We start from the raw sequence: 21,589 nt of genomic DNA on the forward strand, positions 1-21,589 counted from the left end.
CTCACAGGCATGTGCCCGAGCTTGGCGACGGAAGGTTGGCACAAGGCTCCGAACGAGTAGTACCCATTTATAAGTAGCAATTTAGATGCATAAATTGACTTGGATCAAGGTTACTTGCTGTTGATTTTCCTACAGTGGTCACCAGCATCCGACACTAGAAACCTGCACTCACCCTGGGGTGAGATACAGGACCAGGAGACACAAAAGATGAGTCATTTTCTGGACAACCTGCGCTTCTTCAAACAGAAGAAAACGGAGTTCTCCGATTCACACGGCGTCACGACAGAAGAAAACCGATCCTGGGAAGCCGGCTACCGACGGCGCTGGCAGCACGACAAGGTGGTGCGCTCCACCCACGGCGTGAACTGTACCGGCTCCTGCAGCTGGAAGATCTACGTCAAGGACGGTCTGGTCACCTGGGAAACCCAGCAGACCGACTATCCGCGCACCCGCCCGGACCTGCCCGACCACGAACCCCGTGGCTGTGCCCGTGGCGCCAGTTTCTCCTGGTACATCTACAGCGCCAACCGCCTCAAGTACCCCAAGATGCGTGGCTACCTGATGGAAATCTGGCAGCAGGCGCGTGCCGAACACAAGGACCCGGTCGATGCCTGGGCCTCCATCGTCGAAGACCCGGCCAAGGCCAAAGAGTACAAGGCTCGCCGCGGCAAGGGTGGCTTTGTGCGCGCCAGTTGGGACGAGGTCAACGAGCTGATTGTGGCTTCCAACATCTATACCGCCAAGACCTATGGCCCGGACCGCGTCACTGGCTTCTCGCCGATTCCGGCCATGTCCATGGTGTCCTACGCGGCCGGGGCGCGCTACCTGTCGCTGATTGGCGGTAACTGCCTCAGCTTCTATGACTGGTACTGCGACCTTCCACCCGCCTCGCCGCAGACCTGGGGTGAGCAGACCGACGTGCCGGAATCCGCTGATTGGTACAACTCCGCCTACATCATGATGTGGGGTTCCAATGTGCCGCAGACGCGCACACCGGATGCCCACTTCCTGACCGAGGTGCGCTACAAGGGCACCAAGACCGTCACCATCTGCCCTGACTACTCCGAAGCCTCCAAGTTCGGTGATACCTGGCTGTCACCCCGGCAGGGTACGGATGCGGCGCTGGGCATGGCCTTTGGTCATGTCATCCTGAAAGAGTTCTACATCGACAAGCCAAGCGAGTACTTCACCGAGTACGCTCGCCGCTACACCGACTTCCCGATGCTGGTCATGCTGAAAGAGCAAGACGGTGTACTGCATCAGGACCGCTTCCTGCGCGCCGCCGATCTGGTCGACAACCTGGGGCAGGACAACAACCCGGACTGGAAAACCATCGCCATCACCGAAGAAGGCGAGCTGACCTCGCCCAATGGCGCCATCGGCTACCGGTGGGGGGAGCCTTCAGCAGAAAATAAAGAGCGGGGCAAGTGGAACCTGGAAAACCGCGATGGCACCACAGGTGAAGAAAAGAACCTGCTGCTGGGTCTGAAGGACCACCATGACGACATCGCCGAAGTGGCCTTTCCCTATTTCGGTGGCAAGAAGCACGAGTATGGCTACTTCCAGCACACCGACCATGATGAACTGCAGAAGCGCCGTTTGCCGGTGCGCAAGGTCAAGCTGAAAGACGGCTCCGAAGCCATAGTCACCACAGTTTATGACCTGACACTGGCCAACTATGGCGTCAGCCAGGGCATCGAGAACGATGGCTGCGCCACCAGCTTTGACGACGACGTGCCCTACAGCCCCGCCTGGCAGGAACCCATCACCGGGGTGCGGCGCGAGGATGTCATTCGCATTGCCCGCGAGTTCGCCGATACCGCCAACAAGACGCGCGGTCGCTCCATGATCATTGTCGGTGCTGGCATGAACCACTGGTACAACATGGACATGAACTACCGGGCCCTGATCAACATGCTGATGATGTGTGGCTGTGTCGGGCAGAGCGGCGGTGGCTGGGCCCACTATGTAGGGCAGGAGAAGCTGCGTCCGCAGACCGGCTGGCTGCCGCTGGCATTCGGCCTCGACTGGGCGCGTCCGCCACGGCACATGAACAGCACCTCGTTTTTCTACAACCACTCGGACCAGTGGCGTTACGAGAAACTGGGTATGGAAGAGGTCATTTCACCGCTGGCCGACAAGTCCAAGTGGACCGGCAGCATGCTGGACTACAACACCCGTGCCGAGCGCATGGGCTGGTTGCCGTCCGCGCCGCAGCTTGGCACCAACCCGCTGCACCTGAAAGCGGCCGCCGACAAGGCCGGCATGGAGGTGAAAGACTATGTGGTCCAGCAACTGAAATCCGGCGACCTCAAGTTCGCCTGTGAAGATCCGGACAACCCGCAGAACTTCCCGCGCAACCTCTTTGTCTGGCGCTCCAACCTGCTGGGCTCCAGTGGCAAGGGCCACGAATACATGCTGCGCCACCTGCTGGGTACTCGCCACGGTTTGCTCGGCAAGGAACTGGGCGACGCCGATGTGGGCCGTCCGCAGGATGTGCAATGGCGCGACGAAGCCCCGGAAGGCAAGGTCGATCTCTGGGTCACCATCGACTTCCGCATGTCGACCACCTGTCTGTACTCGGACATCGTGCTGCCGACGGCCACCTGGTACGAAAAGGACGACCTGAATACTTCCGACATGCACCCCTTCATTCACCCGCTCACCGAAGCCGTGGACCCGGTCTGGGAAAGCCGCAGCGACTGGGACATCTTCAAGGGGCTGGCGAAGAAATATTCCGAGGTCTGTGCAGGCCACCTGGGCAAGGAGACCGACGTGGTCACCCTGCCCATGCAGCATGACTCGCCGGCTGAACTGGCCCAGCCCTACGAGGTGAAAGCCTGGTGGAAGGGCGAGTGCGAAGCCATTCCCGGCAAGACCATGCCCAACATCATTCCGGTCGAGCGGGACTACCCCAATACCTATGCTCGCTTTACCTCGCTGGGGCCGTTGCTCGATACCCTGGGCAATGGCGGCAAGGGCATCAGCTGGGATACCAAGGAAGAAGTCGAATTCCTCGGTAAGCTGAACCGCACGCACCTTGAAGAGGGCGCCAATCAGGGGCGGCCGCGCATCGATTCGGCTATCGACGCCTGTGAAGTCATCCTGTCACTGGCACCCGAGACCAATGGCCATGTGGCAGTCAAGGCCTGGGAGGCCCTGTCCAAGCATACCGGGCGCGACCACACCCATCTGGCACGGCCGAAGGAAGACGAGAAAATCCGCTTCCGCGATGTGGTGGCCCAGCCGCGCAAGATCATCTCCTCGCCCACCTGGTCCGGTCTGGAAGACGAGCATGTCTCCTACAGCGCCGGCTACACCAATGTGCATGAGTTGATCCCCTGGCGCACCATCACCGGCCGCCAGCAGTACTATCAGGATCACGAGTGGATGCGCGACTTCGGCGAGACGCTCTGTGTCTACAAGCCACCGGTCAACCTGAAAACCATTCAACCGGTGCTGGAACAGAACCAGAACGGCCACAAGGAAGTGGTATTGAACTTCCTGACGCCGCACCAGAAATGGGGCATTCACAGTACCTACACCGACAACCTGCTGATGCTGACGCTGTCACGCGGCGGGCCCATCATTTGGCTCAGTGAAACGGACGCCAAGGCTGCCGGCATTGAAGACAACGACTGGATCGAAGCCTTCAACGTCAACGGCTCCATCGCCGCGCGGGCAGTGGTCTCGCAACGGGTCGCCGAGGGCTCGGCCATGATGTACCACGCCCAGGAGAAGCATGTGAATGTGCCCGGCTCCGAACTGACCGGCACCCGGGGTGGCATTCACAACTCCGTGACCCGAGCGGTCATGAAGCCGACCCACATGATCGGGGGCTATGCCCAGCAATCCTATGGCTTCAACTACTACGGGACTGTTGGCGCGAACCGCGATGAATTCGTGGTGGTGCGCAAGATGGGCAAAGTCGACTGGCTGGATACTGAATGATTGGGAGCCAGGCAGGCACACCCCTCCCGGCCGCCACGCGCCTGTATCGCCGCATTCACTGGAGAAGAACATGAAAGTAAGAGCACAAATCGGCAAGGTACTGAACCTGGACAAATGCATCGGGTGCCATACCTGTTCAGTCACCTGCAAGAACGTCTGGACCTCGCGCGAAGGCATGGAGTACGCCTGGTTCAACAATGTGGAGACCAAGCCCGGCATCGGCTTTCCCAAGGAATGGGAAAACCAGGACCGCTGGAACGGCGGCTGGAAGCGGCTGAAAAACGGCAAGATCCAGCCCCGCATGGGTGGCAAGCTGCGCATTCTGGCCAATATCTTCGCCAACCCCGACATGCCGGTGATCGACGACTATTACGAGCCGTTCGATTTCGACTACGAGTACCTGCACAACGCCCCGCACAGCAAGCACCAGCCGGTCGCCCGGCCGCGCTCGCTGATCGACGGTCGGCGCATGGAAAAGATCGAATGGGGCCCGAACTGGGAAGAAATTCTCGGTACCGAGTTCGAGAAGCGCAAGAAGGACAAGAACTTCGACGAGGTGATCCAGAAGGACATCTACGGCCAGTTCGAAAACACCTTCATGATGTACCTGCCGCGCCTGTGCGAGCACTGTCTGAACCCGACCTGTGTGGCCGCCTGTCCCTCCGGCGCCATCTACAAGCGGGAAGAGGATGGCATCGTGCTGATTGATCAGGACAAGTGCCGCGGCTGGCGCATGTGCGTCTCGGCCTGCCCCTACAAGAAGATCTACTTCAACTGGAAGAGCGGCAAGTCCGAGAAGTGTACCTTCTGCTATCCGCGCATCGAGGTCGGCCAGCCGACCGTGTGCTCGGAGACCTGCGTCGGCCGCATCCGCTATCTGGGCGTGCTGCTCTATGATGCCGACCGCATCGAAGCCGCCGCCAGTGTGGAAAACGAGCAGGATCTGTACGAAGCCCAGCTCGACATCTTCCTGGACCCCAACGACCCGGAAGTGATCGAAGCCGCGAAGCAGGAAGGTATTCCGGACAACTGGATCTATGCCGCCCAGCAGTCACCCGTCTACAAGATGGCCGTGGACTGGAAGGTGGCCCTGCCACTGCACCCGGAATACCGCACGCTGCCCATGGTCTGGTATGTACCGCCCCTGTCACCGATTCAGTCGGCCACCGAGGCTGGCCATGTAGGCAAGAACGGCAACATGCCGGACCTGAAGTCACTGCGCATTCCCATGCGCTATCTGGCCAACATGCTGACCGCCGGCGATGAAGCTCCGGTGATCCGCGCTCTGGAACGGATGATCGCCATGCGCTCCTACAAGCGCTCGCAGCAGGTGGAGCAGGAAGAAGATCTGGCCGTGCTGGAGCAGGTCGGACTGACCGCGCACCAGGTCGAGGACATGTACCGCTACATGGCCCTGGCCAACTATGAAGACCGCTTCGTGATCCCGACCAGCCATCGCGCCTATGCCGAACAGGCCTATGACGTGAAGGGCAACTGCGGCTTCTCGTTCGGCAACGGCTGCAGCGACGGTGATTCCGACGTCAGCCTGTTCGGCGGCAACAAGCCGGCGGTGCGCAAAGTCATTCCCGTGACCCTGAAGGAGTAACCCATGCGTCAGATACTGTTGCTTTCACGCTGCCTGGATTACCCCACGCAGGAACTGCTCGACCACGCCGACGAACTGCGGGATCTGCTGCTGGACCTGCCGGTGAAGGCGGCCACCCGGAAGGGGCTGGACGCCTTTGTCGACCATGTCACCGGGCAGCGCCTGATCGACTGGCAGACCGAGTATGACGGCCTGTTCGAACGCGGCCGTTCCGTCTCCCTGCATCTGTTCGAGCATGTGCACGGCGAGTCCCGTGACCGCGGTCAGGCCATGGTCGACCTGCTCAATCAGTACCACGAGGCTGGGCTGGAGCTCGACGAGAAAGAGCTGCCGGATTACCTGCCGCTCTATCTGGAATTTCTGTCCACGCAGGGAGAGAACAACCTGAAAGCCGGCCTGCAGGAGGTGGCGCATATTCTGGCCCTGGTCGCCTGCCGCCTGGAAGAACGGGAAAGCCCCTACGCGCCCCTGTTCCATGCGTTGCTGGAAGTCTCCGAAGCAACTGTGCCGCTGGCGGATATCCGCCAGCAGGCTGCCGAGGAAGCCCCGGATTACACCAGCGAAGCGTTGGACAAGGAATGGGAAGAGGCCGAAGTCACCTTCGGCGGTGACGAGGCGCCCGACAGCGCCTGCAGCAGTGGACGCCACCGCCCCAGCGAACAACAACGGCGTGACCAGTACATGCCCATCAATATGCCGGCTTCCGGTGCTCAGGCGTACCCGGCGCCCGAGCGGACTGACGGATAGGAGAATCAATCATGAACGCAAGCGCACTGGATGTCTTTTTCTTTGGTATCTACCCCTACCTGGCGTCGGTGGTGTTCTTCCTGGGCTGTCTGATCCGCTATGACCGCGAGCAGTACACCTGGAAAGCCGGCTCCAGCCAGATCATGCATGACCGCAAGTTCCGCATTGCCAGCATCATGTTTCATGTGGGCATTCTGGCCATCTTTGCCGGGCACTTTGCCGGCCTGGTCATTCCCTATGAACTGTGGACCTGGCTGGGCATTTCCCTGCCCGCCAAGCAACTGATTGCCATGGGTGTGGGTGGCTTTTTCGGCATCATCTGCTTTATAGGCCTGACCATGCTGGTACACCGGCGGCTGTTCAATCCGCGGGTGCGGGCCACCACCACTCTGATGGATACCCTGATCCTGCTGGTCATTTATGCCCAACTGATCCTCGGCCTGCTGACCATTTTTGTGTCCACCGGCCACATGGACGGCGAAGTCATGCATGACCTGATGAGCTGGTCACGTTATCTGCTGACCTTCCGGCCGGTACAGGCAGTGGAATACATCCATGACGTGCACTGGATCTACAAGGCCCATGTGAACCTGGGTGTGACCCTGTTCGTGCTGTTCCCGTTCAGCCGCCTGGTGCACATCTGGAGTGTGCCGGTGGGCTACCTGGGTCGGAACTATCAGGTGGTTCGCAGCAAAATCAGTGCTGCCAAATAAGCACTCACTACGGACCTCGGCAGCCCATTTCAGGGCTGCCGCATTCGGGAGAACACCACATGATTGCAGTGAATGACGTCACCATAGATGCCGATCGCATCTATCAGGAAATGCAGTATCACCCGGCACCCAGCAAGGAAGCGGCCGAACATCATGCCGCGACCACCCTGGTGGTGGGCGAGCTGCTGCGGCAGCGCGCTACCGAGCTGGGCCTGAACGTGCGCGGTGCGGACGACCCGGCCGCCGATGACGATCACATCGAGCAGTTGATCGAACACGATGTGCACATTCCGGAAGCCACTGAGGAGGAGTGCCGAGCCTACTTCGACTCCAATACCGAACGCTTCTGCACCTCGCCGCTGCTGGATATCAGCCACATCCTGATCGCCGGTGACCCCAAGGACGAGGGCCAGAGGGCCTATGCGCATGACATCGCCGACCGCCTGCTGGCGCAGGTGAAGAAGAAGCCGGACGACTTTGCGCAACTGGCCAGAAAGCACTCCAACTGCGACTCCAGCGGCAACGGCGGCTCACTGGGCCAGATCGAGAAGGGCCAGACCGTGCCCGAGTTCGAGCGGCAGGTGTTCCGGGCCAGCGCAGGGCTGATCAAGAGCCTGGTGGAGACCCGCTACGGCTACCATATTGTGCAGATTCACCACAAGGTCGAGGGCCAGCCGCTGGAATATGACATGGTGCAGGAGCGCATTCGCGACTATCTGAACGAGAAGGTACGCCGCAAGGCGATTGCGCAGTACATCAATGCCCTGATGGCCGAAGCCCGCATCGACGGCATCGAGCTGAATGTGCAGAAATCACCCCTGATGCAATAACCCGGGACAGGCATACTTTATGAGCCAGACTTTCGCACTCGAAAGCTTCGACGATTTTCTGCAGCTGGCACAGGCGCAGACCGAACCGCAACGACTGCTGTTCGTGTTCACCCGGCGCGAACTGCCGGAAGGCTATACCGAAGCAATGAAGCGCCGCTTCGAAGCGGGGCAGGGGGGTCACCTGGCGCCTGTGGTCTGTGTCGACAAGGCGCCGCAGGACCTCACCAGCTTTCGCCAACTGGCCACCGAGTCCGAAGACATGGTGGAACGCTGGGACGTCATCTTCGTTGCCGCCCTGCCGGGCCAGAACGGCCAGTACCCGATCGAGGACGACACCAACAAGGCCCTGGACGGCATGGTCGAAAGTGTTCGCCAGGGCAGCATCAGCAACTACCTCGCCTTCGACAACCAGGGCACACCCCTCCTGCTCGACGGCGGCTAGCCACCAGGTATCCTGTAGCGAGCGACGCAAGTCGCGATGGGCGGCGCCAGCCGCCCTTACACACCTTGCCTCCAAAACCTCCGTACCATACCACCGTCGCCACGCTCGGGCACATGCCTGTGAGACACGCAAAAAACGGCATCCATGCCAGCTCGACTACGGCGAGTATCAGGCCCGTCCCTGGGCCTGACCCTGCGGGCTCGCTGCGCTCGTGCAAAATTACTCCCGGCAATTTTGTCCCTGGCCGTAGACGGTCTCACAGCGCATGTACCCGGCAGGCGACTCTATCATCGCCACCGTGTGCTGTAGGCTGTGGCCCTTGGCCACGCATTGCATCCGCTTGCTGAGCCCTTGCGCCAAACCACCGTCGCCACGCTCGGACACATGCCTGTGAGACACGCAAAAAACGGCATCCATGCCAGCTCGGTTGCGGCCGTCTCTGGCCGCAAACGGTCTCACAGCGCATGTACCCGGCAGGCGACTTAATCAGCGCCACCTTATCCTGTGGGCTGTGGCCCTTGGCCACGCACTTTATCTAACGGATTTAGGGATTGGTGTGGAAGACATAGAACTTGATGAATGGAACCGATTAGCATCTGTATCTATTGCGCACATGGCGATGGAAGTAACTGCCAACTGAAGATGCGTTTACAAGCTCTCTGAAAACTTGCTCAGGCACTCCACAGTAAGTGTATTGCGGAGTGCTGTCATGGAAGTCGATATACATGCGACGAGCGGAGGAATCATAGCCTACCCTCTCAATTGCATCAGAACTCACTTTGATCCACTCCATTGATCACTCCAGCAGCTTCAATTCTTCCAACCTGATAGCCATTGCCCCAACTGACACCTTGAACTGTTTTACAAGTGAGCGGAAATGCTTTCCATTGAACTGTTCAGATGATGACAACAATTTGGATCTGTCACGAAGGCTGCCATATTTTTTCTTGAACGCCTCTGAGGTGCCTTGGGTCAGGGCAAAAACTCTATCCTCATTGAATGAAAAGTATTCAGTTCCATAAATCTGCTTGAAAGCCTTTCGAACCTGCTTTTCAGGCATCAAAAAGTAGGTAGCGAACTTGTCAGCCTCATACTCAATGGCTTCTCGACTACCTGAACTACCATCCAAGGGCTTGTCACGATGCAATCCTTGGGCTCTATGCAATACGGCGTGCCCCAATTCATGGGCAGCGGTGAAATTCATTATCTCTGGCGAAAACTGAGGGGAGATTCTAACTCGACCAGCCTCCTTGTCGATTGTACCGCCCACCTCGTTGGCTTGACCTTTGATGACAACCTGTCCAAGTGAATAGTCCTTTTCAACCTGATATCCCAACTGTTCAAGGGCTGATATCGGATTCATTTGATCGCGCGGATTGGCGCTGCCGGACTTTGCCATGTCGTTCTTCCAGCGTAGCCGAAGCAACTTCCTTGTTATCTGCTCTATCTCCCTATCGGTGAACATTCTTTGCCCCGTATATTCTGGGGTTGGACGCCCACGAATGCTTTCTGCAGAAATTTCGGATGTCCTGATGGAGAAGTCGGCATCGAACTCGCCTAGGTCGTTCAGGTGGGCATACGGGTTCTGATACTTAATTCTACTGGCTGTGATTCGTTCGTCGATCATGCAACTCTCCGGTAAAGCGAGCACCAAGCTGGAACAACATAGCTCGGACTCCTAGCTAAGGCGGCTTGTCATGATGGTATGATCAAATTTCAGTCAACGTCAAGCTTTTTCCCAATTAAAATACTATATGTTGTGTTTGTGTGTATGGTTATGACTATATATAGTGCTTTTGCTTCTGTGAGAGATTGCGCGTGAACGCTCTTCCGTGGGTTAGATCTGCTCACATGGATTCGTCGCCATTTTCGGATTCTCCATCTTCCCAATCCTCATTCCCCACCGGATCCTTCTTGTTCTGCAGCTTAGGCGGTGGGGGCACCCAGGCTCTCAGTCGTTCGCCGACTTGCTCGTAGAAGGTTGGCACTGCCTTCTCCAGTTCTTCGATGAACTTCTTGCTGCCGGCAAAGCGGCCGGCGAGGTCTACCAGGTAGTAGACTTCAAAGGTGCTGGGCACGACGTCTGTGGTGCCTGAGTCGAGTGCGTCGGCGCTTTCCAGGACCTGTGCAAGTGTGGCTTGCGTTTCTTCGGCTCTGCCCGGGCGCAAGGCCCGTACGTAGATGCCTTCGGTTTCTGACTTGGACAGTTGCCGTGCCAGCCAGTTGATCCGGGCGGAGGTGCGTTTCTTGTCCCTGGGGGCGGTCAGTCGCATCAGGCAGGTGATGGTGCGTTTGGCCAGGTCGGCGGTCACTTCGATGTCGGAGGCGGCGTTGGGTACTTCCAGGCAGCAGTTGAGGTGTTTGGATTTGGCCAGTTGCTCGGCATCATCTTTCAGGCGCTGCACCGGGTCTAGTCGGTGGGTACGGGACAGTTTCAGGCGCACGGGCTGACCAAGCTGTCGGCTCATGACCAGGCAGAGGTCGCGCTGCTCCTGATGCCAGCTTGAAACCGTGTTTTCCACTTCTTCGCTGCTCTTGTTGAGCTGGCCATCGCTCTTGATCTTGCCGACCAGGTCTTTCCATTCCTTGTTCATGCTGTCGAAGCGGGTGATGCCGCTGGCATCATGGCCGAGGAAACGGACTACCTCTTCCAGCAGGAACTTCTGGTCATCCGATTCGAATTCGCCGGAGTCCAGCAGCAAGGTAGCCTGGGTTACGATAAACATCCATGACCAGTGGTACAGGTCGATATTTTTCAGCAGGTTCTTCGGCAACTTGATCGGGTGATGCGAGGGCATGGCCACAAACTGGTTGGTGATGGTGATCACCGCATCCATGCCATTGGCCTTGGCTCGCTTCAGGTAGTGCTTGAGCTGTTCCTCTTCTATTTCATTGTTCCTGATCTTGGACTCGATCAGGGCACTCCAGTCCTTGCGGCCGGTGCTCACCACAATCAGTCCATCCGGGCGGTCGTTCCTGACAGCCTCCTTGTCATCCTTGAACACGACCTCTGTCCAAGCTTCGAGTTGAGCACGGCTGCCCAGTTTCAGGCCCAGGGAGCCCAGCATTACTTCTCTGAATTCCTTCACACCACGCATGGCGGCCAGAAACACCGATGTGGCCTTGCTCTCCTTGCCACTGTCGGCGACTACGGGAATCAGGCGAGCCGGCTCGCCGCGTATGATGTAGTCGGGTCTATCCATGGTCTTGCTCCTGTTCCCGTCGTTTCTGAAAGGCATCGCTGAAGGCGGCGGCCAGTATGCCGGTGGGCATGGCGATGAGGCCGATGCCGGCAACGGCGGTGACGCCGGCAAAGATCCGGCCGATGGTGGTTATGGGGGTGACGTCGCCGTAACCCACTGTGGTCAGGGTGGCGATGCTCCACCAGAGTGCTCTGGGGATGCTGCCGAAGGATTCAGGTTGCTGTTCGGCTTCCACCAGGTAGATACAGGCCGATGACAGCACCAGCAAAACCAGGGCCAAGCCGACGCTGAGCATGAGTTCGTGCATACGGGTGTGCAGTGCGTCGGCCAGAGCATCCCAGGCCTTGCTGAAGCGGCCCAGACGCGAGAGGCGCAGCAGGCGCAACAGCCTGATCAGACGCAGGAAGAAGGCATTGCTGGTGCCGAGTATGCCGAAGTAGAAGGGCAGCAGAGCCACCAGGTCGATCAGGGCCCAGATGCTGACCATGTAGCGCAGGCGGCCGACAAGACCGCGATAACGCGGGTCTTCCCCGGCGGCATGGACTCGGGCCAGATACTCCAGCGTGAACACGGTGCCGAAGAACAGCTCCAGACGGGAAAACAGGGCGGCGTGTACGCCGGTCAATGTGGCTTCGGTTTCGGCAATAACGGTGATGACCGCCAGCAGAATCAGCAGGGCGATAAGGGTGTTGAGCGGCGAGAGTCCCGGTTCGGGTCGGCCTTCGGGCTCGAGGTGTCGATACAGTAAAGCGCGCAATAACGGGTCCTTCCACTGCAATTATCGGTACCCGCCATACGCGTACTGACGAGAGAGACTACCTTCAGGTCTAGTTCAGTTATCCCAATTTATCAACCTGTGGCCGGGTCGACAGCGTTCCCTCAGGGCTCCGCTTATGGCCCGGCATGATTTTGGTAGCTGGAAAAAGAGCCTGTTTGGTGATAACCATGCCTATGGAGAGGAAGGAGTGCGCTGATACGGGGAGCCGAGCCATGCCGCGTAATGTCTTTGATTTCATCATTGTGGGTGGCGGTTCCGCTGGCTGCCTGCTGGCCAATCGCCTCAGCAGTGATCCGGACAAGCAGGTACTGTTGCTGGAAGCCGGCGGCAGTGACCGCTACCACTGGATACACATTCCCGTCGGTTATCTGTACTGCATCGGCAACCCGCGGACAGACTGGCTGTACCAGACTGAACCTGATGCGGGGCTGAATGGGCGCTCGCTGCGGTATCCGCGCGGCAAGACCCTCGGCGGCTGTTCGTCGATCAACGGCATGATCTACATGCGCGGCCAGGCTCGAGACTACGACGAATGGGCAAAACTCACCGGTGATGAAACCTGGTCCTGGCAGCACTGCCTGCCCGAATTCAAGGCACATGAAGATCACTACCGACTTGAGAGTGATGCCTTTGCCGATGCGGACGAACGTGAGGCGTTCGCCCGCCTGCATGGCAGTGGCGGGGAATGGCGGATTGAAAAGCAGCGCCTGCACTGGGACATTCTGGAATGCTTTGCGGATGCCGCAGAGCAGGCCGGCGTGCCGCGCACGGCCGACTTCAACAGTGGTGACAACCATGGTGTCGGCTATTTTGAAGTCAACCAGCGCCGCGGCTGGCGCTGGAACACGGCCAAGGCATTTCTGCGTCCGGTACGGCAGCGCAAGAACCTGACGGTGTGGACACAGGCCCAGGTCGAGCGGCTGACGCTCGACCGAACTGACGGCGGGCGGCCGCGCTGCTCGGGAGTCTGCGTGCGACGGTCCGACGAGAGTGTCAGCGTGCAGGCCCGACACGAAGTCATTCTGTCCGCCGGCGCCATTGGCTCACCGCAGATCCTGCAGCTCTCCGGCATCGGGCCGGCACCCTTGTTGCAAAAACTGGGCATTGATGTCGTGGCCGATGTTCCCGGGGTCGGGGCCAATCTGCAGGATCATCTGCAGATACGGTCGATCTACAAGGTACAGGGAGCCAAAACACTCAATACCATGGCCAACAGTCTGCTGGGCAAGGCGGCCATCGGCCTGGAATATCTGCTGAACCGGTCCGGTCCGATGAGCATGGCGCCCAGCCAGTTGGGCGCGTTTTCCCGCTCTGACCCGGAGCAGCCTTATGCCAACCTCGAATACCATGTGCAGCCGCTGAGCCTGGATGCGTTCGGAGAAGACCTGCACCCGTTTCCGGCCTTTACCGCCAGTGTGTGCAACCTGAACCCGACCAGCCGCGGTGAGATCCGAATCACCTCGCGCGACGCCAGCCAGGCTCCCGTGATCTGCCCCAACTACCTGAGTACGGAGGAAGATCGGCGCATCGCCGTGCAGAGTCTGCGGCAGGTTCGCCATATCGTGTCACGGCCGGCACTGGCGGTTTACCAGCCCGAGGAGTGGCGACCAGGCGCTCAGTATCAGAGCGACGAGGAACTGGCGCGGCTGGCGGGAGACATTGCCACCACCATCTTCCACCCGGTCGGCACGGCAAAAATGAGCACCCCGGATGACCCCATGGGTGTGGTCGACACCCGGCTGCGCGTGCGCAGTGTTGATGGCCTGAGGGTGGTCGACGCCAGCATCATGCCGTTGATTATCAGTGGCAATACGAACTCGCCCACCCTGATGATTGCCGAAAAGGCAGCCGTCTGGATAGCAGCTGACAGCCACAGGAGATAGGCGGCTGGAGTGTACGGCTCTGCGCGTCATGGTAGCAGTGGCTCGGGAGGGCGACCGGACGCGTGCCGCACCTCTGCGTGAACCTGATCACATTTGGTGCACTTGGCCATCGCCGTCCATTGCCCGCTGGTCTGAGCTCATCTAGTATTTTCCTGTTGTCCGACAGGCTTCTGCAGCATCTGAAGGCAGGGGGTCTGAACAACCATTGTATTGACCAAAGAGGTAATCAGAGAGTCTGTGGCAGACGGATGTTGGCATGGTGGTACTTTCTGAGTTGAAACATGTTGTTACAACATTCTCAACTGCAAAGGGACTTGAATCATGTGGCATCTGCGCTCTGTGTCCACGCTTCTGCTGGCCTCGGGTCTGATCGCCTGCAATATGGACGGCGGTCAGGATGATGAGGTTGGCTTCGGGGATCTGGACGGCATTCTCTACTACGCGCACGCAGGCGACCTCTATGCCTTTGATGCCGACTCCCAGCACATAAACTTGATCGGCAGCCGGCAGGGTCGACAAGGCCCGTTTTTCAGCCCGGATGGCGACTATTTTACCTCCAATAACTGGCCCGGTGGGCGAGAGCTACTGGCCCTGTTCGAGTTGCCTTTTGCCAGCCCGGTAGCGGAATACCATTTTGGTGCCCCCGTATTCCGGAATGATATCGGCATACGGCCGTCCCCCGGTGCGGACTACTTTTCTGCGGTTGCGGCTGGTGGTACGCATGGCAACTTCAGAGTCGTGAACCAACAGGAGCAGATCGTACTCGAGATCGATCAGCAGGGCTTTCGGGTAAGGGGCCACGGTTGGTCTCCGGACGGTACCCTGGTCCTTGCGGGGCAGCTGTATCTGGAGGAAGACAATCCAATGGTTCTGGTCTATATCGAGGACGTGACGGACCCGGAAGTCACTCTGATTCGGGAACTGAATACCACATTCAGCAACCTTCCGACCAATATCGCTGTCTCCAACGATGGCAGCCAGATGGCCTACAGCCTGGCCGGCAGCATATGGATGGGCAGCCTGGGGCAGGGCGCCGACGACCATGGCGAAGTGGTGTTTTCAAACCAGAGTCTTGCCCGGCCTGTATTCTCCCCTGATGACACCCATCTGGCTCTGGTGCTGCTGAACAGTACCGCTTCCATGCGGGGCGACATTCACGTGGTATCCCTGCCTGACAACCCTCCGGTGCGCATTGAAGACGGAGGGCCGACCCGCCTTCCCGGGCCCAACAACGGCGGCATCTGGTCCAGTGGCGAAGACAGCTCACTGGGCTGGTTTGATCACTAGACGTCCTGGTTACATTTAATGCTGTCAAAGCCCGTTGTTGTCTTTTGTCTTTTCATGTAATAATATTTGTTACATAAAAAGAAGCGGCATGCTTTCTGGCGTACTGCACTTTCTTCTGCACATGGCAGAAGAGGGAGGGCTGGTGCGATCCGGGAAGCGCCGTGGCGGGGGATGGCAAATTTGCCTTCACCGGAACCATTGACAAGGAGCGGGGCCATGTATGATGTAGTGATTGTCGGAGGAAGTTATGCGGGTATGGCTGCGGCGCTGCAATTGGCCCGTGCCCGCCGCAAGGTATTGGTTGTTGATGCCGGCCAGCGCCGGAATCGGTTTGCCTCGACGTCGCATGGGCTGCTGGGCCGGGATGGCTATAGTCCGGCAGACATTGCCACCGAAGCGCGGGAACAACTGCTGAAGTATTCCACAGTCACCTGGCGGCAGGGGCAGGCAGTTGGTGCCAGTTCTGTGGATGGTGGGTTTGAAGTCGAATCGGACAGTGGTGAAAGGGTGACTGCACAGCGGTTGATACTGGCCATGGGGATCAGTGATGAAATGCCGCCCGTACCTGGTCTGGATGAACGCTGGGGCCGGTCCGTGTTCCATTGTCCCTACTGCCACGGCTATGAGCTGGAAGAAGGCCCGCTGGGCGTATTGGCGGTCGGTGAAGTTTCCATGCACCAGGCGCTGCTGCTCCCGGACTGGGGGCCGACCACGCTGTTCATCAACGGACAGTTCGAACCCACGGCTGAGCAACGCGAGCAGCTGGATGACCGTGAGGTTACTGTGGAGACCGAACAGGTGAGCCGGGTCAGTGGAGATCGAGCCACGGTAGAACTGGCTGACGGGCGCACAATCGAGCTGGCCGGGCTCTTTGTGGCTCCGCGCATCCGGCTCAACAGCCCGCTGGCCAGTCAGTTGGGTTGCCAGCTTGCCGACAGCCCCATGGGTGAGGTGATTGAAACTGATGGCATGAAGCAGACCACAGTGCCTGGCGTCTTTGCCTGCGGCGATGCCGCCAGAGCAGCCGGCAACGTGACCTTCGCCATTGCCGATGGTTCACAGGCCGCGTTGGCCGCTCACCACTCCCTGATCTGGCAGGGTTGAGCTCAGCTCTGCTGGCCCCATTGCAGCATGTGGTTCAGAATACCGAAAAGGTTTGAGAACAGGTTTTATGAACCAACAGGAACTGCTTGAGGCCATCAACCAGACCATGCCGTTCGGCAAGTACAAGGGACGCAAGCTGCTGGATCTGCCGGAACCCTACCTGGTGTGGTTTCATCGCCAGGGTTTTCCGGACAGCAAGCTGGGCCGCCAACTGGCATTGATGTACGAGGTGAAGCTGAACGGGCTTGAGGGTATGTTGCGTCAGGGGCTGAAGGACTAGCGAGGTCCCACAATTCAGACAGGCCCGTACACTCACAGCGTGTACCGGCCTGTGGACGGCAGGGCCTGCCTGCTGCATTTTACGTGTCCGACTTTTCTATTGGATAGCCTGCCTCCATCCAGTCTTGCTTGCCTTCCACATATTCGAATACCCGTTGGTAGCCCATGCTTGACAGCATTTGGACGGCGATGCGGGAGTTTCTGCATTCTGTGCTGGCGCAATACACCACGATCGTGGCGTTCTTGTCAGACAAATCACTGCCGGCCCGTGCGCGAACTTCATCATGTGGAATATTGATTGCCCCGGGGAGGTGTCCGTCGTCGTAATATTTGCGCGGGAGAGCTTCTACCAGCGTAACGGGCTCGCCGGTGTCCAGTCGGTGCTTGATCTCGTCTCTGGTCATGGTGTCCACAATAGTCTCCTTAGGTTTGTAGTTGCACTTGCAACTATATGCACAATAGGGCTTTAAAGTTGTAATTGCAACTATGTGTCGATAAAATTCCTGACATGACAACTCAACGACCCAGTGAAAATGCCATTGCAGCCTGGACTCGGCTGGTCAGAGTCTCAACGCAATTGCATGTGAAGATCGAGCAATCACTGAAAAATCAGGGGTTGCCGCCACTCTCATGGTACGACGTACTCATTGAAGTGCATCGGGCAGGCAGTGAAGGGCTGCGTCAGTTCGAGATTTCCAACAAAACGCTATTGCCGAAGCACAATCTTTCCCGGTTGATAGACCGCCTTGAGAAAGAAAAACTGGTGCGGAGGCAGACATGCTCTGAAGACGGCAGAGGTAACCTGATCCTGATCACTGAAGAAGGCACCGAGGTGCTTAAACGCATGTGGCCAGTTTACGGTTCTGGCATACATGAAGGTATAGAAGGGAGCCTGGAACCAGAGGAAGTTTTAATGCTGGCTGAATTGCTTGAAAAACTGACTACTGGATCCAGAAAGTAGAATCTGGCGTTGATGTACGAGGTGAAGCTGAACGGGCTTGCGGGTATGTTGCGTCAGGGGCTGAAGGGCTCATGAGACCGAGTCAGCATGGTCCTGACGTGCTCTCCGTAGAAATTGATCCGGGCTCAATGGTTGATTGAAATCCGAGCAGAAATTTCGCTGGTGACTTGCCAGCCCGCCAACTAATGGACTAGAACATATATCGTGGCATGATATTAGAGAGGCAAGTATGACACCGATGCAAATGATTGCTTCGCCATTTTCTGCCAGAGGGTGGGAAAAGCTGCAGGCGATGAACATTTCCATCCCGACTCTGGCCTGGGTTTTGGTGGTGCCACTGTCATTTCTGCCGCCGATATTGCTCTACTTTGCAGGCACCCACTATGGCGACAGCTATATTCAGGGCTTTGCCGACAAGAACTGGCAGTTCATTACCACCACCTTTTTTCTGGCCGAATTGCTGACGTTTTTTGTCATGGGTTGGCTGATCTACTCTGTCCTCAAGGGGCATGGTCTGGATATCAGCTATCATGATGCCTACCTGCTGGCCGCTGTCGCCCCGATTCCCATGTGGCTTTCTTCTCTCGGTTTGCTGGTACCCATGGTAATGGTCACCGCTGTTGTAGCCGGCCTGGGCATGATGGCCTCATGCGTGATCGTCTATATCGGCACGCGATCGCTGTGCCATCGCCAGCAGAACGATGTGGTCAGCATGTCGGCCACCTACACAGTGATGGCAGCGGCTTTTCTGGCCTGGGTTCTGCTGATGGTGACTATCTGGGCGTACTGACTTCCCGACCCGTTGCGGGCATTTTCGGGCCGCCGGACGGTAGTTCGTCACAGACAGACCAATTGCAGAATTGGAACAGGCCATATGGTGTCATGAACCGCCTGCGGGATCTGACCGGCCGCGACGGGTAAATCCTCCGGGTTTCGTGCTGTAAACCCTCAACTCGATGATAGTTCTTGACTCTTTTAAAACTGTATCTAAAATATATCTTTAAAGATGTATAAGAAATACATTTTTTAAAATACCTGCCATACCGATGTTGTGTGGAGTGACTCGTGTGCAGATGCGGGTCGCCCGCCGACCTCCAACCGGGAGAACACCATGATGACTACTGCCACCCCTTCCTTGCTTGGCACCAGCCTGGGCGAAATCGCCACTCAACTGGCCGGCGCCACACGCGTGCTGAGGCAATACAAGCTTGATTTCTGCTGTGGCGGCCACGTGACGCTGGAAGAAGCGCTGGCCAGCAAGGGGCTCGATGCGGAGCCCATCGTGCAGCAACTGCAGGCACTGACTGCCGGCTCTGCCGAGCAGGACTGGCAGAGCCGGCCCGTAGAGGAACTGATCGACCATATCTATCAGAACTACCACCTGCTGCACCGGGAGCAGTTGCCGGACCTACTGCGCATGGCACGCCGGGTTGAAGCGGTGCACGGGGACAAGCCCGGATGCCCGGTTGGTTTGGCTGACCACCTGCAGGCCATGGCAATTGAACTGGAAAGCCACATGCAGAAGGAAGAGCAGGTTCTGTTTCCCATGCTCCGGCAGGGCATGACAGCTCAGGCGGCGGGGCCGATCACGGTGATGCAGCATGAGCACGATGACCACGGTGAATCTCTGCAGCACATCATCGAACTTACCGATGACATGACACCGCCTCCGCACGCCTGCAATACCTGGCGGGCGCTGTATCTGGGACTGGACGGCCTGCGCAACGACCTGATGGAGCATATTCATCTGGAAAACAATGTGCTGTTCAAGGGTGCCTTGAATGCATAGGACGATGACAGGACGGCGCACAGACCAGAGCTTCGGGCAACGACAGACCGGCAGCAGACAGAAGATCCGCTTTCAGGCTGATTTCCCGGCGGGATTGGCGCGCGTCAGCAGGAAGGTGGCCACGCCGGTAAAGAACAGGGTCAGGAAGGACATCACCTCCCACCGTGTACCGATCAGCCACAGCGTTACCCAGCTCGCGGCAAGCAGCCCGCAGGCCACCCACTTGGCATGCAGCGGAATGGCACGCTCCCGGTGCCAGGCACGGATAATGGGGCCGAACTGACGATTGCGCAGAATGCGCCTGGCCAGGCGCGGAGACCCCCGAAACCCCGCCCACACCGCTACCAGCAGGAAGGGTGTGGTGGGCAGCAATGGCATGACCACGCCCACGGCACCAATTGCAGTACAGAGATAGGCCAGGCCAAGATAAAGCAGTCGCGTCATGGTCCAGTGTTCCTCCTGCTTCCAGGGTCAGAGGCGAGTCAGTTCAGGGCCAGCATCCGAACCAGTTCCGGCTGATGCCGAGAGGTCACCAGGTCTGCCAGGCTGTGGCGTGCCAGGGTGTCGATAAACGCCTGTTGCGCTTCGGCCAGGATGTGCTTGAGTTCGCACATGGGGGTGATGCGGCAGGTATTGTCGTCGGTAAAACACTCTACCAGGCTCAGGTCAGTCTCCGTCTGCCGGAACAGCACACCCAGGTTGATCTCGGCCGGCGGTTGCTGCAACCGGAGGCCGCCGTTCTTCCCGCGAACGGACTCGATATAACCCAGGCGGCTCAGTTGATGCACGACTTTCATCAGATGATTCTTGGAGATATCAAAGGTTGCCGCGATTTCGCCGATCGTTGTTTTCCGCTCCGGGTCGGTGGCCAGATAGATGAGCACGCGCAGTGCGTAGTCGCTATAGCTTGTGATGCGCACAGTGACCTCCTGTACATGCACAGCCGCTCGCACTCATCGTGCGGTGGCATTCAAGTGAGTCAGCAGCCATGCCAGGCGAGATAGTCAGCATCGCTATCGGCGTGACGAAGGTGTATATAAAATACATTAAAATGAGCCCATAATAAAGGCCGGGCCCTGTCAGCGGGCCTGCCCGGGTCCGATCTGACTGCATGCGTGCAGCAGGGGTTCTGCCAGTGCCGGCGCCAGATCCGGGCCGGTGGCCAACCCTACCTCGACCGTGCATTGCCAGTCGGTCAGTTCCACCAGCACCATGTCGGTCAGTTCGCGGTGTTCCTTCCAGTCCGGCATCAGAGCCAGGCCGACATTGGCCTGCACCAGAGCGCGACTGTACTCGATGGTGCGCAGGTGGGCCCGAGGCTGCACGGTGATCTGTAGCTGGTGCAGGGCCTGCACGAAATGGGCATTCGCTTCGCAGTGCTCGCGGATGATAAACGGCTGCCCGTTCAGGTCGGCCAGGGCGAGCCTGGGTTTCAGGGTCAGCGGGTGCCCGGCGGGGAGCGCGAGACGATAGGCATCCTGCCAGATGGGTTCGAAGCGTTCGTGCGGGGCACACATCGAGGCTGTAATGATGCGGGCGTCACAGGGCTCTTCGGGATTCACCAGCGTGAGTTCAAGTCGATCCCCCACCTGCAGCAGTCGCTGCAGCCAGCCACTCATCCGCTGCGCGCCCAGTGAACGCATCAGCCCAAGCGTCAGGGGCTGGCGCTGATCCGGCTCGCGGAAACTCTGCACGATAGCAGCGCTGTCTGCGAGCAGCCCGGCGGCCATGGGGTACAGCCGTTGCCCGGCTGCAGTAGGGCGCACGCCCTTGGTGTGGCGCTCGAACAGTGCCGTGCCGAGTTCATCTTCCAGTTGTGCCAGCGCAGCTGAAATCGAGGGCTGGGCTACATGGCAGTGCCGTGCAGCACCACTGACCGAGCCGGCCTTGTAGGTGGCCAGAAAATAGCGCAGGGCTCGCATGTCCATAGATTTTTCCGATACATGATCAAGTTAATAAATATTACACCTATGGAACTGGAAAGACTAAGCTGTTGCCGATAACAGTCTTGGCTGG

The 21,589-nt window shown here is 58.5% G+C and carries 21 protein-coding genes; 13 read left to right on the plus strand and 8 right to left on the minus strand.

The features are described 5' to 3' along the window. Positions 1-207 precede the first annotated feature (207 nt). From E4656_RS11715 to E4656_RS11740, 6 genes are all read left to right on the plus strand, one after another. The gene (locus E4656_RS11715) at positions 208-3,951 is read left to right on the plus strand and encodes a nitrate reductase subunit alpha (protein ID WP_135483463.1); all 3,744 of its coding nucleotides are present in this window, start codon (positions 208-210) and stop codon (positions 3,949-3,951) included. 70 nt (positions 3,952-4,021) lie between these two features. Beyond that, positions 4,022-5,557 carry a nitrate reductase subunit beta gene (narH, locus tag E4656_RS11720; protein ID WP_135483464.1) on the plus strand — a complete coding sequence of 512 codons (1,536 nt, stop codon included), beginning with the start codon at positions 4,022-4,024 and terminating at the stop codon, positions 5,555-5,557. A gap of 3 nt (positions 5,558-5,560) precedes the next feature. Beyond that, on the plus strand, positions 5,561-6,304 hold the full coding sequence (gene narJ / locus E4656_RS11725; protein WP_135483465.1) for a nitrate reductase molybdenum cofactor assembly chaperone: 744 nt from the start codon (positions 5,561-5,563) through the stop codon (positions 6,302-6,304). Positions 6,305-6,315: 11 nt separating this feature from the next. Beyond that, positions 6,316-7,017 (plus strand): respiratory nitrate reductase subunit gamma, encoded by a 702-nt coding sequence (gene narI / locus E4656_RS11730; RefSeq protein WP_135483466.1) that lies wholly within the window; start codon positions 6,316-6,318, stop codon positions 7,015-7,017. A 59-nt stretch (positions 7,018-7,076) separates the two neighbouring features. Continuing rightward, the gene (locus tag E4656_RS11735) at positions 7,077-7,847 is read left to right on the plus strand and encodes a peptidylprolyl isomerase (RefSeq protein WP_135483467.1); all 771 of its coding nucleotides are present in this window, start codon (positions 7,077-7,079) and stop codon (positions 7,845-7,847) included. 19 nt (positions 7,848-7,866) lie between these two features. After that, the gene (locus E4656_RS11740) at positions 7,867-8,289 is read left to right on the plus strand and encodes a ribonucleotide reductase subunit alpha (RefSeq protein ID WP_135483468.1); all 423 of its coding nucleotides are present in this window, start codon (positions 7,867-7,869) and stop codon (positions 8,287-8,289) included. 589 nt (positions 8,290-8,878) lie between these two features. Here E4656_RS11740 and E4656_RS11745 read toward each other — a convergent pair. The 4 genes from E4656_RS11745 to E4656_RS11760 form a co-directional block, all read right to left on the minus strand. Further along, positions 8,879-9,082, minus strand: coding sequence for a KTSC domain-containing protein (locus E4656_RS11745; RefSeq protein WP_135483469.1), 204 nt, complete (start codon positions 9,080-9,082; stop codon positions 8,879-8,881). Positions 9,083-9,085: 3 nt separating this feature from the next. Beyond that, positions 9,086-9,916 carry an ImmA/IrrE family metallo-endopeptidase gene (locus E4656_RS11750; protein ID WP_135483470.1) on the minus strand — a complete coding sequence of 277 codons (831 nt, stop codon included), beginning with the start codon at positions 9,914-9,916 and terminating at the stop codon, positions 9,086-9,088. A gap of 220 nt (positions 9,917-10,136) precedes the next feature. Next, positions 10,137-11,492, minus strand: coding sequence for a hypothetical protein (locus E4656_RS11755; protein ID WP_135483471.1), 1,356 nt, complete (start codon positions 11,490-11,492; stop codon positions 10,137-10,139). After that, entirely contained in the window at positions 11,485-12,249 is a 765-nt protein-coding gene (locus E4656_RS11760) for a potassium channel family protein (RefSeq protein WP_135483472.1), read from the minus strand. Before E4656_RS11760 ends, E4656_RS11755 begins: the two co-directional genes overlap by 8 nt. 233 nt (positions 12,250-12,482) lie before the next feature. Here E4656_RS11760 and E4656_RS11765 point away from each other — a divergent pair, with 233 nt between their 5' ends. The 4 genes from E4656_RS11765 to E4656_RS11780 all read left to right on the plus strand — a co-directional run bounded on the left by E4656_RS11765 (position 12,483) and on the right by E4656_RS11780 (position 16,824). Then, complete coding sequence (locus E4656_RS11765; protein WP_135483473.1) at positions 12,483-14,153, plus strand: GMC family oxidoreductase; 1,671 nt, start codon at positions 12,483-12,485, stop codon at positions 14,151-14,153. Between the two features lie 321 nt (positions 14,154-14,474). Beyond that, entirely contained in the window at positions 14,475-15,440 is a 966-nt protein-coding gene (locus E4656_RS11770; RefSeq protein ID WP_135483474.1) for a TolB-like translocation protein, read from the plus strand. A gap of 216 nt (positions 15,441-15,656) precedes the next feature. Beyond that, positions 15,657-16,544 (plus strand): NAD(P)/FAD-dependent oxidoreductase, encoded by an 888-nt coding sequence (locus E4656_RS11775; protein WP_135483475.1) that lies wholly within the window; start codon positions 15,657-15,659, stop codon positions 16,542-16,544. A 67-nt stretch (positions 16,545-16,611) separates the two neighbouring features. Next, on the plus strand, positions 16,612-16,824 hold the full coding sequence (locus E4656_RS11780; protein ID WP_135483476.1) for a DUF3820 family protein: 213 nt from the start codon (positions 16,612-16,614) through the stop codon (positions 16,822-16,824). Positions 16,825-16,903: 79 nt separating this feature from the next. Here E4656_RS11780 and E4656_RS11785 read toward each other — a convergent pair whose 3' ends face one another. Beyond that, positions 16,904-17,227, minus strand: a complete 324-nt coding sequence (locus tag E4656_RS11785; RefSeq protein WP_240753982.1) for a rhodanese-like domain-containing protein — start codon at positions 17,225-17,227, stop codon at positions 16,904-16,906. Positions 17,228-17,406: 179 nt separating this feature from the next. Between E4656_RS11785 and E4656_RS11790 the strand changes: the two genes are divergently transcribed. The 3 genes from E4656_RS11790 to ytfE all read left to right on the plus strand — a co-directional run bounded on the left by E4656_RS11790 (position 17,407) and on the right by ytfE (position 19,573). Next, complete coding sequence (locus E4656_RS11790) at positions 17,407-17,784, plus strand: MarR family winged helix-turn-helix transcriptional regulator (RefSeq protein ID WP_167856040.1); 378 nt, start codon at positions 17,407-17,409, stop codon at positions 17,782-17,784. 229 nt (positions 17,785-18,013) lie between these two features. Then, entirely contained in the window at positions 18,014-18,574 is a 561-nt protein-coding gene (locus E4656_RS11795; protein WP_167856041.1) for a Yip1 family protein, read from the plus strand. Positions 18,575-18,895: 321 nt separating this feature from the next. Beyond that, positions 18,896-19,573, plus strand: a complete 678-nt coding sequence (gene ytfE, locus E4656_RS11800) for an iron-sulfur cluster repair protein YtfE (protein WP_240753972.1) — start codon at positions 18,896-18,898, stop codon at positions 19,571-19,573. 72 nt (positions 19,574-19,645) lie between these two features. Here the strand turns inward: ytfE and E4656_RS11805 are convergent, their stop codons facing one another. The 3 genes from E4656_RS11805 to E4656_RS11815 all read right to left on the minus strand — a co-directional run bounded on the left by E4656_RS11805 (position 19,646) and on the right by E4656_RS11815 (position 21,501). After that, positions 19,646-20,017: a YbaN family protein gene (locus E4656_RS11805; RefSeq protein WP_135483478.1), complete on the minus strand. Its 372-nt coding sequence runs from the start codon at positions 20,015-20,017 to the stop codon at positions 19,646-19,648. A 38-nt stretch (positions 20,018-20,055) separates the two neighbouring features. Then, positions 20,056-20,493 (minus strand): Rrf2 family transcriptional regulator, encoded by a 438-nt coding sequence (locus E4656_RS11810; RefSeq protein WP_135483479.1) that lies wholly within the window; start codon positions 20,491-20,493, stop codon positions 20,056-20,058. A gap of 159 nt (positions 20,494-20,652) precedes the next feature. Next, a complete protein-coding gene (locus tag E4656_RS11815; protein WP_135483480.1) occupies positions 20,653-21,501 on the minus strand; it encodes a LysR family transcriptional regulator in 849 nt (282 codons plus the stop codon). Positions 21,502-21,589: the final 88 nt, after the last annotated feature.

The organism is Natronospirillum operosum (assembly GCF_004768465.1).
GTDB lineage: Bacteria > Pseudomonadota > Gammaproteobacteria > Pseudomonadales > Natronospirillaceae > Natronospirillum > Natronospirillum operosum.

What these genes read in the sequence shown, in the direction of transcription:
- E4656_RS11715 (WP_135483463.1), top strand. Translation starts at nt 208, where the DNA reads ATGAGTCATTTTCTGGACAACCTGCGCTTCTTCAAACAGAAGAAAACG.
- narH (WP_135483464.1), top strand. Translation starts at nt 4,022, where the DNA reads ATGAAAGTAAGAGCACAAATCGGCAAGGTACTGAACCTGGACAAATGC.
- narJ (WP_135483465.1), top strand. Translation starts at nt 5,561, where the DNA reads ATGCGTCAGATACTGTTGCTTTCACGCTGCCTGGATTACCCCACGCAG.
- narI (WP_135483466.1), top strand. Translation starts at nt 6,316, where the DNA reads ATGAACGCAAGCGCACTGGATGTCTTTTTCTTTGGTATCTACCCCTAC.
- E4656_RS11735 (WP_135483467.1), top strand. Translation starts at nt 7,077, where the DNA reads ATGATTGCAGTGAATGACGTCACCATAGATGCCGATCGCATCTATCAG.
- E4656_RS11740 (WP_135483468.1), top strand. Translation starts at nt 7,867, where the DNA reads ATGAGCCAGACTTTCGCACTCGAAAGCTTCGACGATTTTCTGCAGCTG.
- E4656_RS11745 (WP_135483469.1), bottom strand. Translation starts at nt 9,082, where the DNA reads ATGGAGTGGATCAAAGTGAGTTCTGATGCAATTGAGAGGGTAGGCTAT.
- E4656_RS11750 (WP_135483470.1), bottom strand. Translation starts at nt 9,916, where the DNA reads ATGATCGACGAACGAATCACAGCCAGTAGAATTAAGTATCAGAACCCG.
- E4656_RS11755 (WP_135483471.1), bottom strand. Translation starts at nt 11,492, where the DNA reads ATGGATAGACCCGACTACATCATACGCGGCGAGCCGGCTCGCCTGATT.
- E4656_RS11765 (WP_135483473.1), top strand. Translation starts at nt 12,483, where the DNA reads ATGCCGCGTAATGTCTTTGATTTCATCATTGTGGGTGGCGGTTCCGCT.
- E4656_RS11770 (WP_135483474.1), top strand. Translation starts at nt 14,475, where the DNA reads ATGTGGCATCTGCGCTCTGTGTCCACGCTTCTGCTGGCCTCGGGTCTG.
- E4656_RS11775 (WP_135483475.1), top strand. Translation starts at nt 15,657, where the DNA reads ATGTATGATGTAGTGATTGTCGGAGGAAGTTATGCGGGTATGGCTGCG.
- E4656_RS11780 (WP_135483476.1), top strand. Translation starts at nt 16,612, where the DNA reads ATGAACCAACAGGAACTGCTTGAGGCCATCAACCAGACCATGCCGTTC.
- E4656_RS11785 (WP_240753982.1), bottom strand. Translation starts at nt 17,227, where the DNA reads ATGACCAGAGACGAGATCAAGCACCGACTGGACACCGGCGAGCCCGTT.
- E4656_RS11795 (WP_167856041.1), top strand. Translation starts at nt 18,014, where the DNA reads ATGACACCGATGCAAATGATTGCTTCGCCATTTTCTGCCAGAGGGTGG.
- ytfE (WP_240753972.1), top strand. Translation starts at nt 18,896, where the DNA reads ATGATGACTACTGCCACCCCTTCCTTGCTTGGCACCAGCCTGGGCGAA.
- E4656_RS11805 (WP_135483478.1), bottom strand. Translation starts at nt 20,017, where the DNA reads ATGACGCGACTGCTTTATCTTGGCCTGGCCTATCTCTGTACTGCAATT.
- E4656_RS11815 (WP_135483480.1), bottom strand. Translation starts at nt 21,501, where the DNA reads ATGGACATGCGAGCCCTGCGCTATTTTCTGGCCACCTACAAGGCCGGC.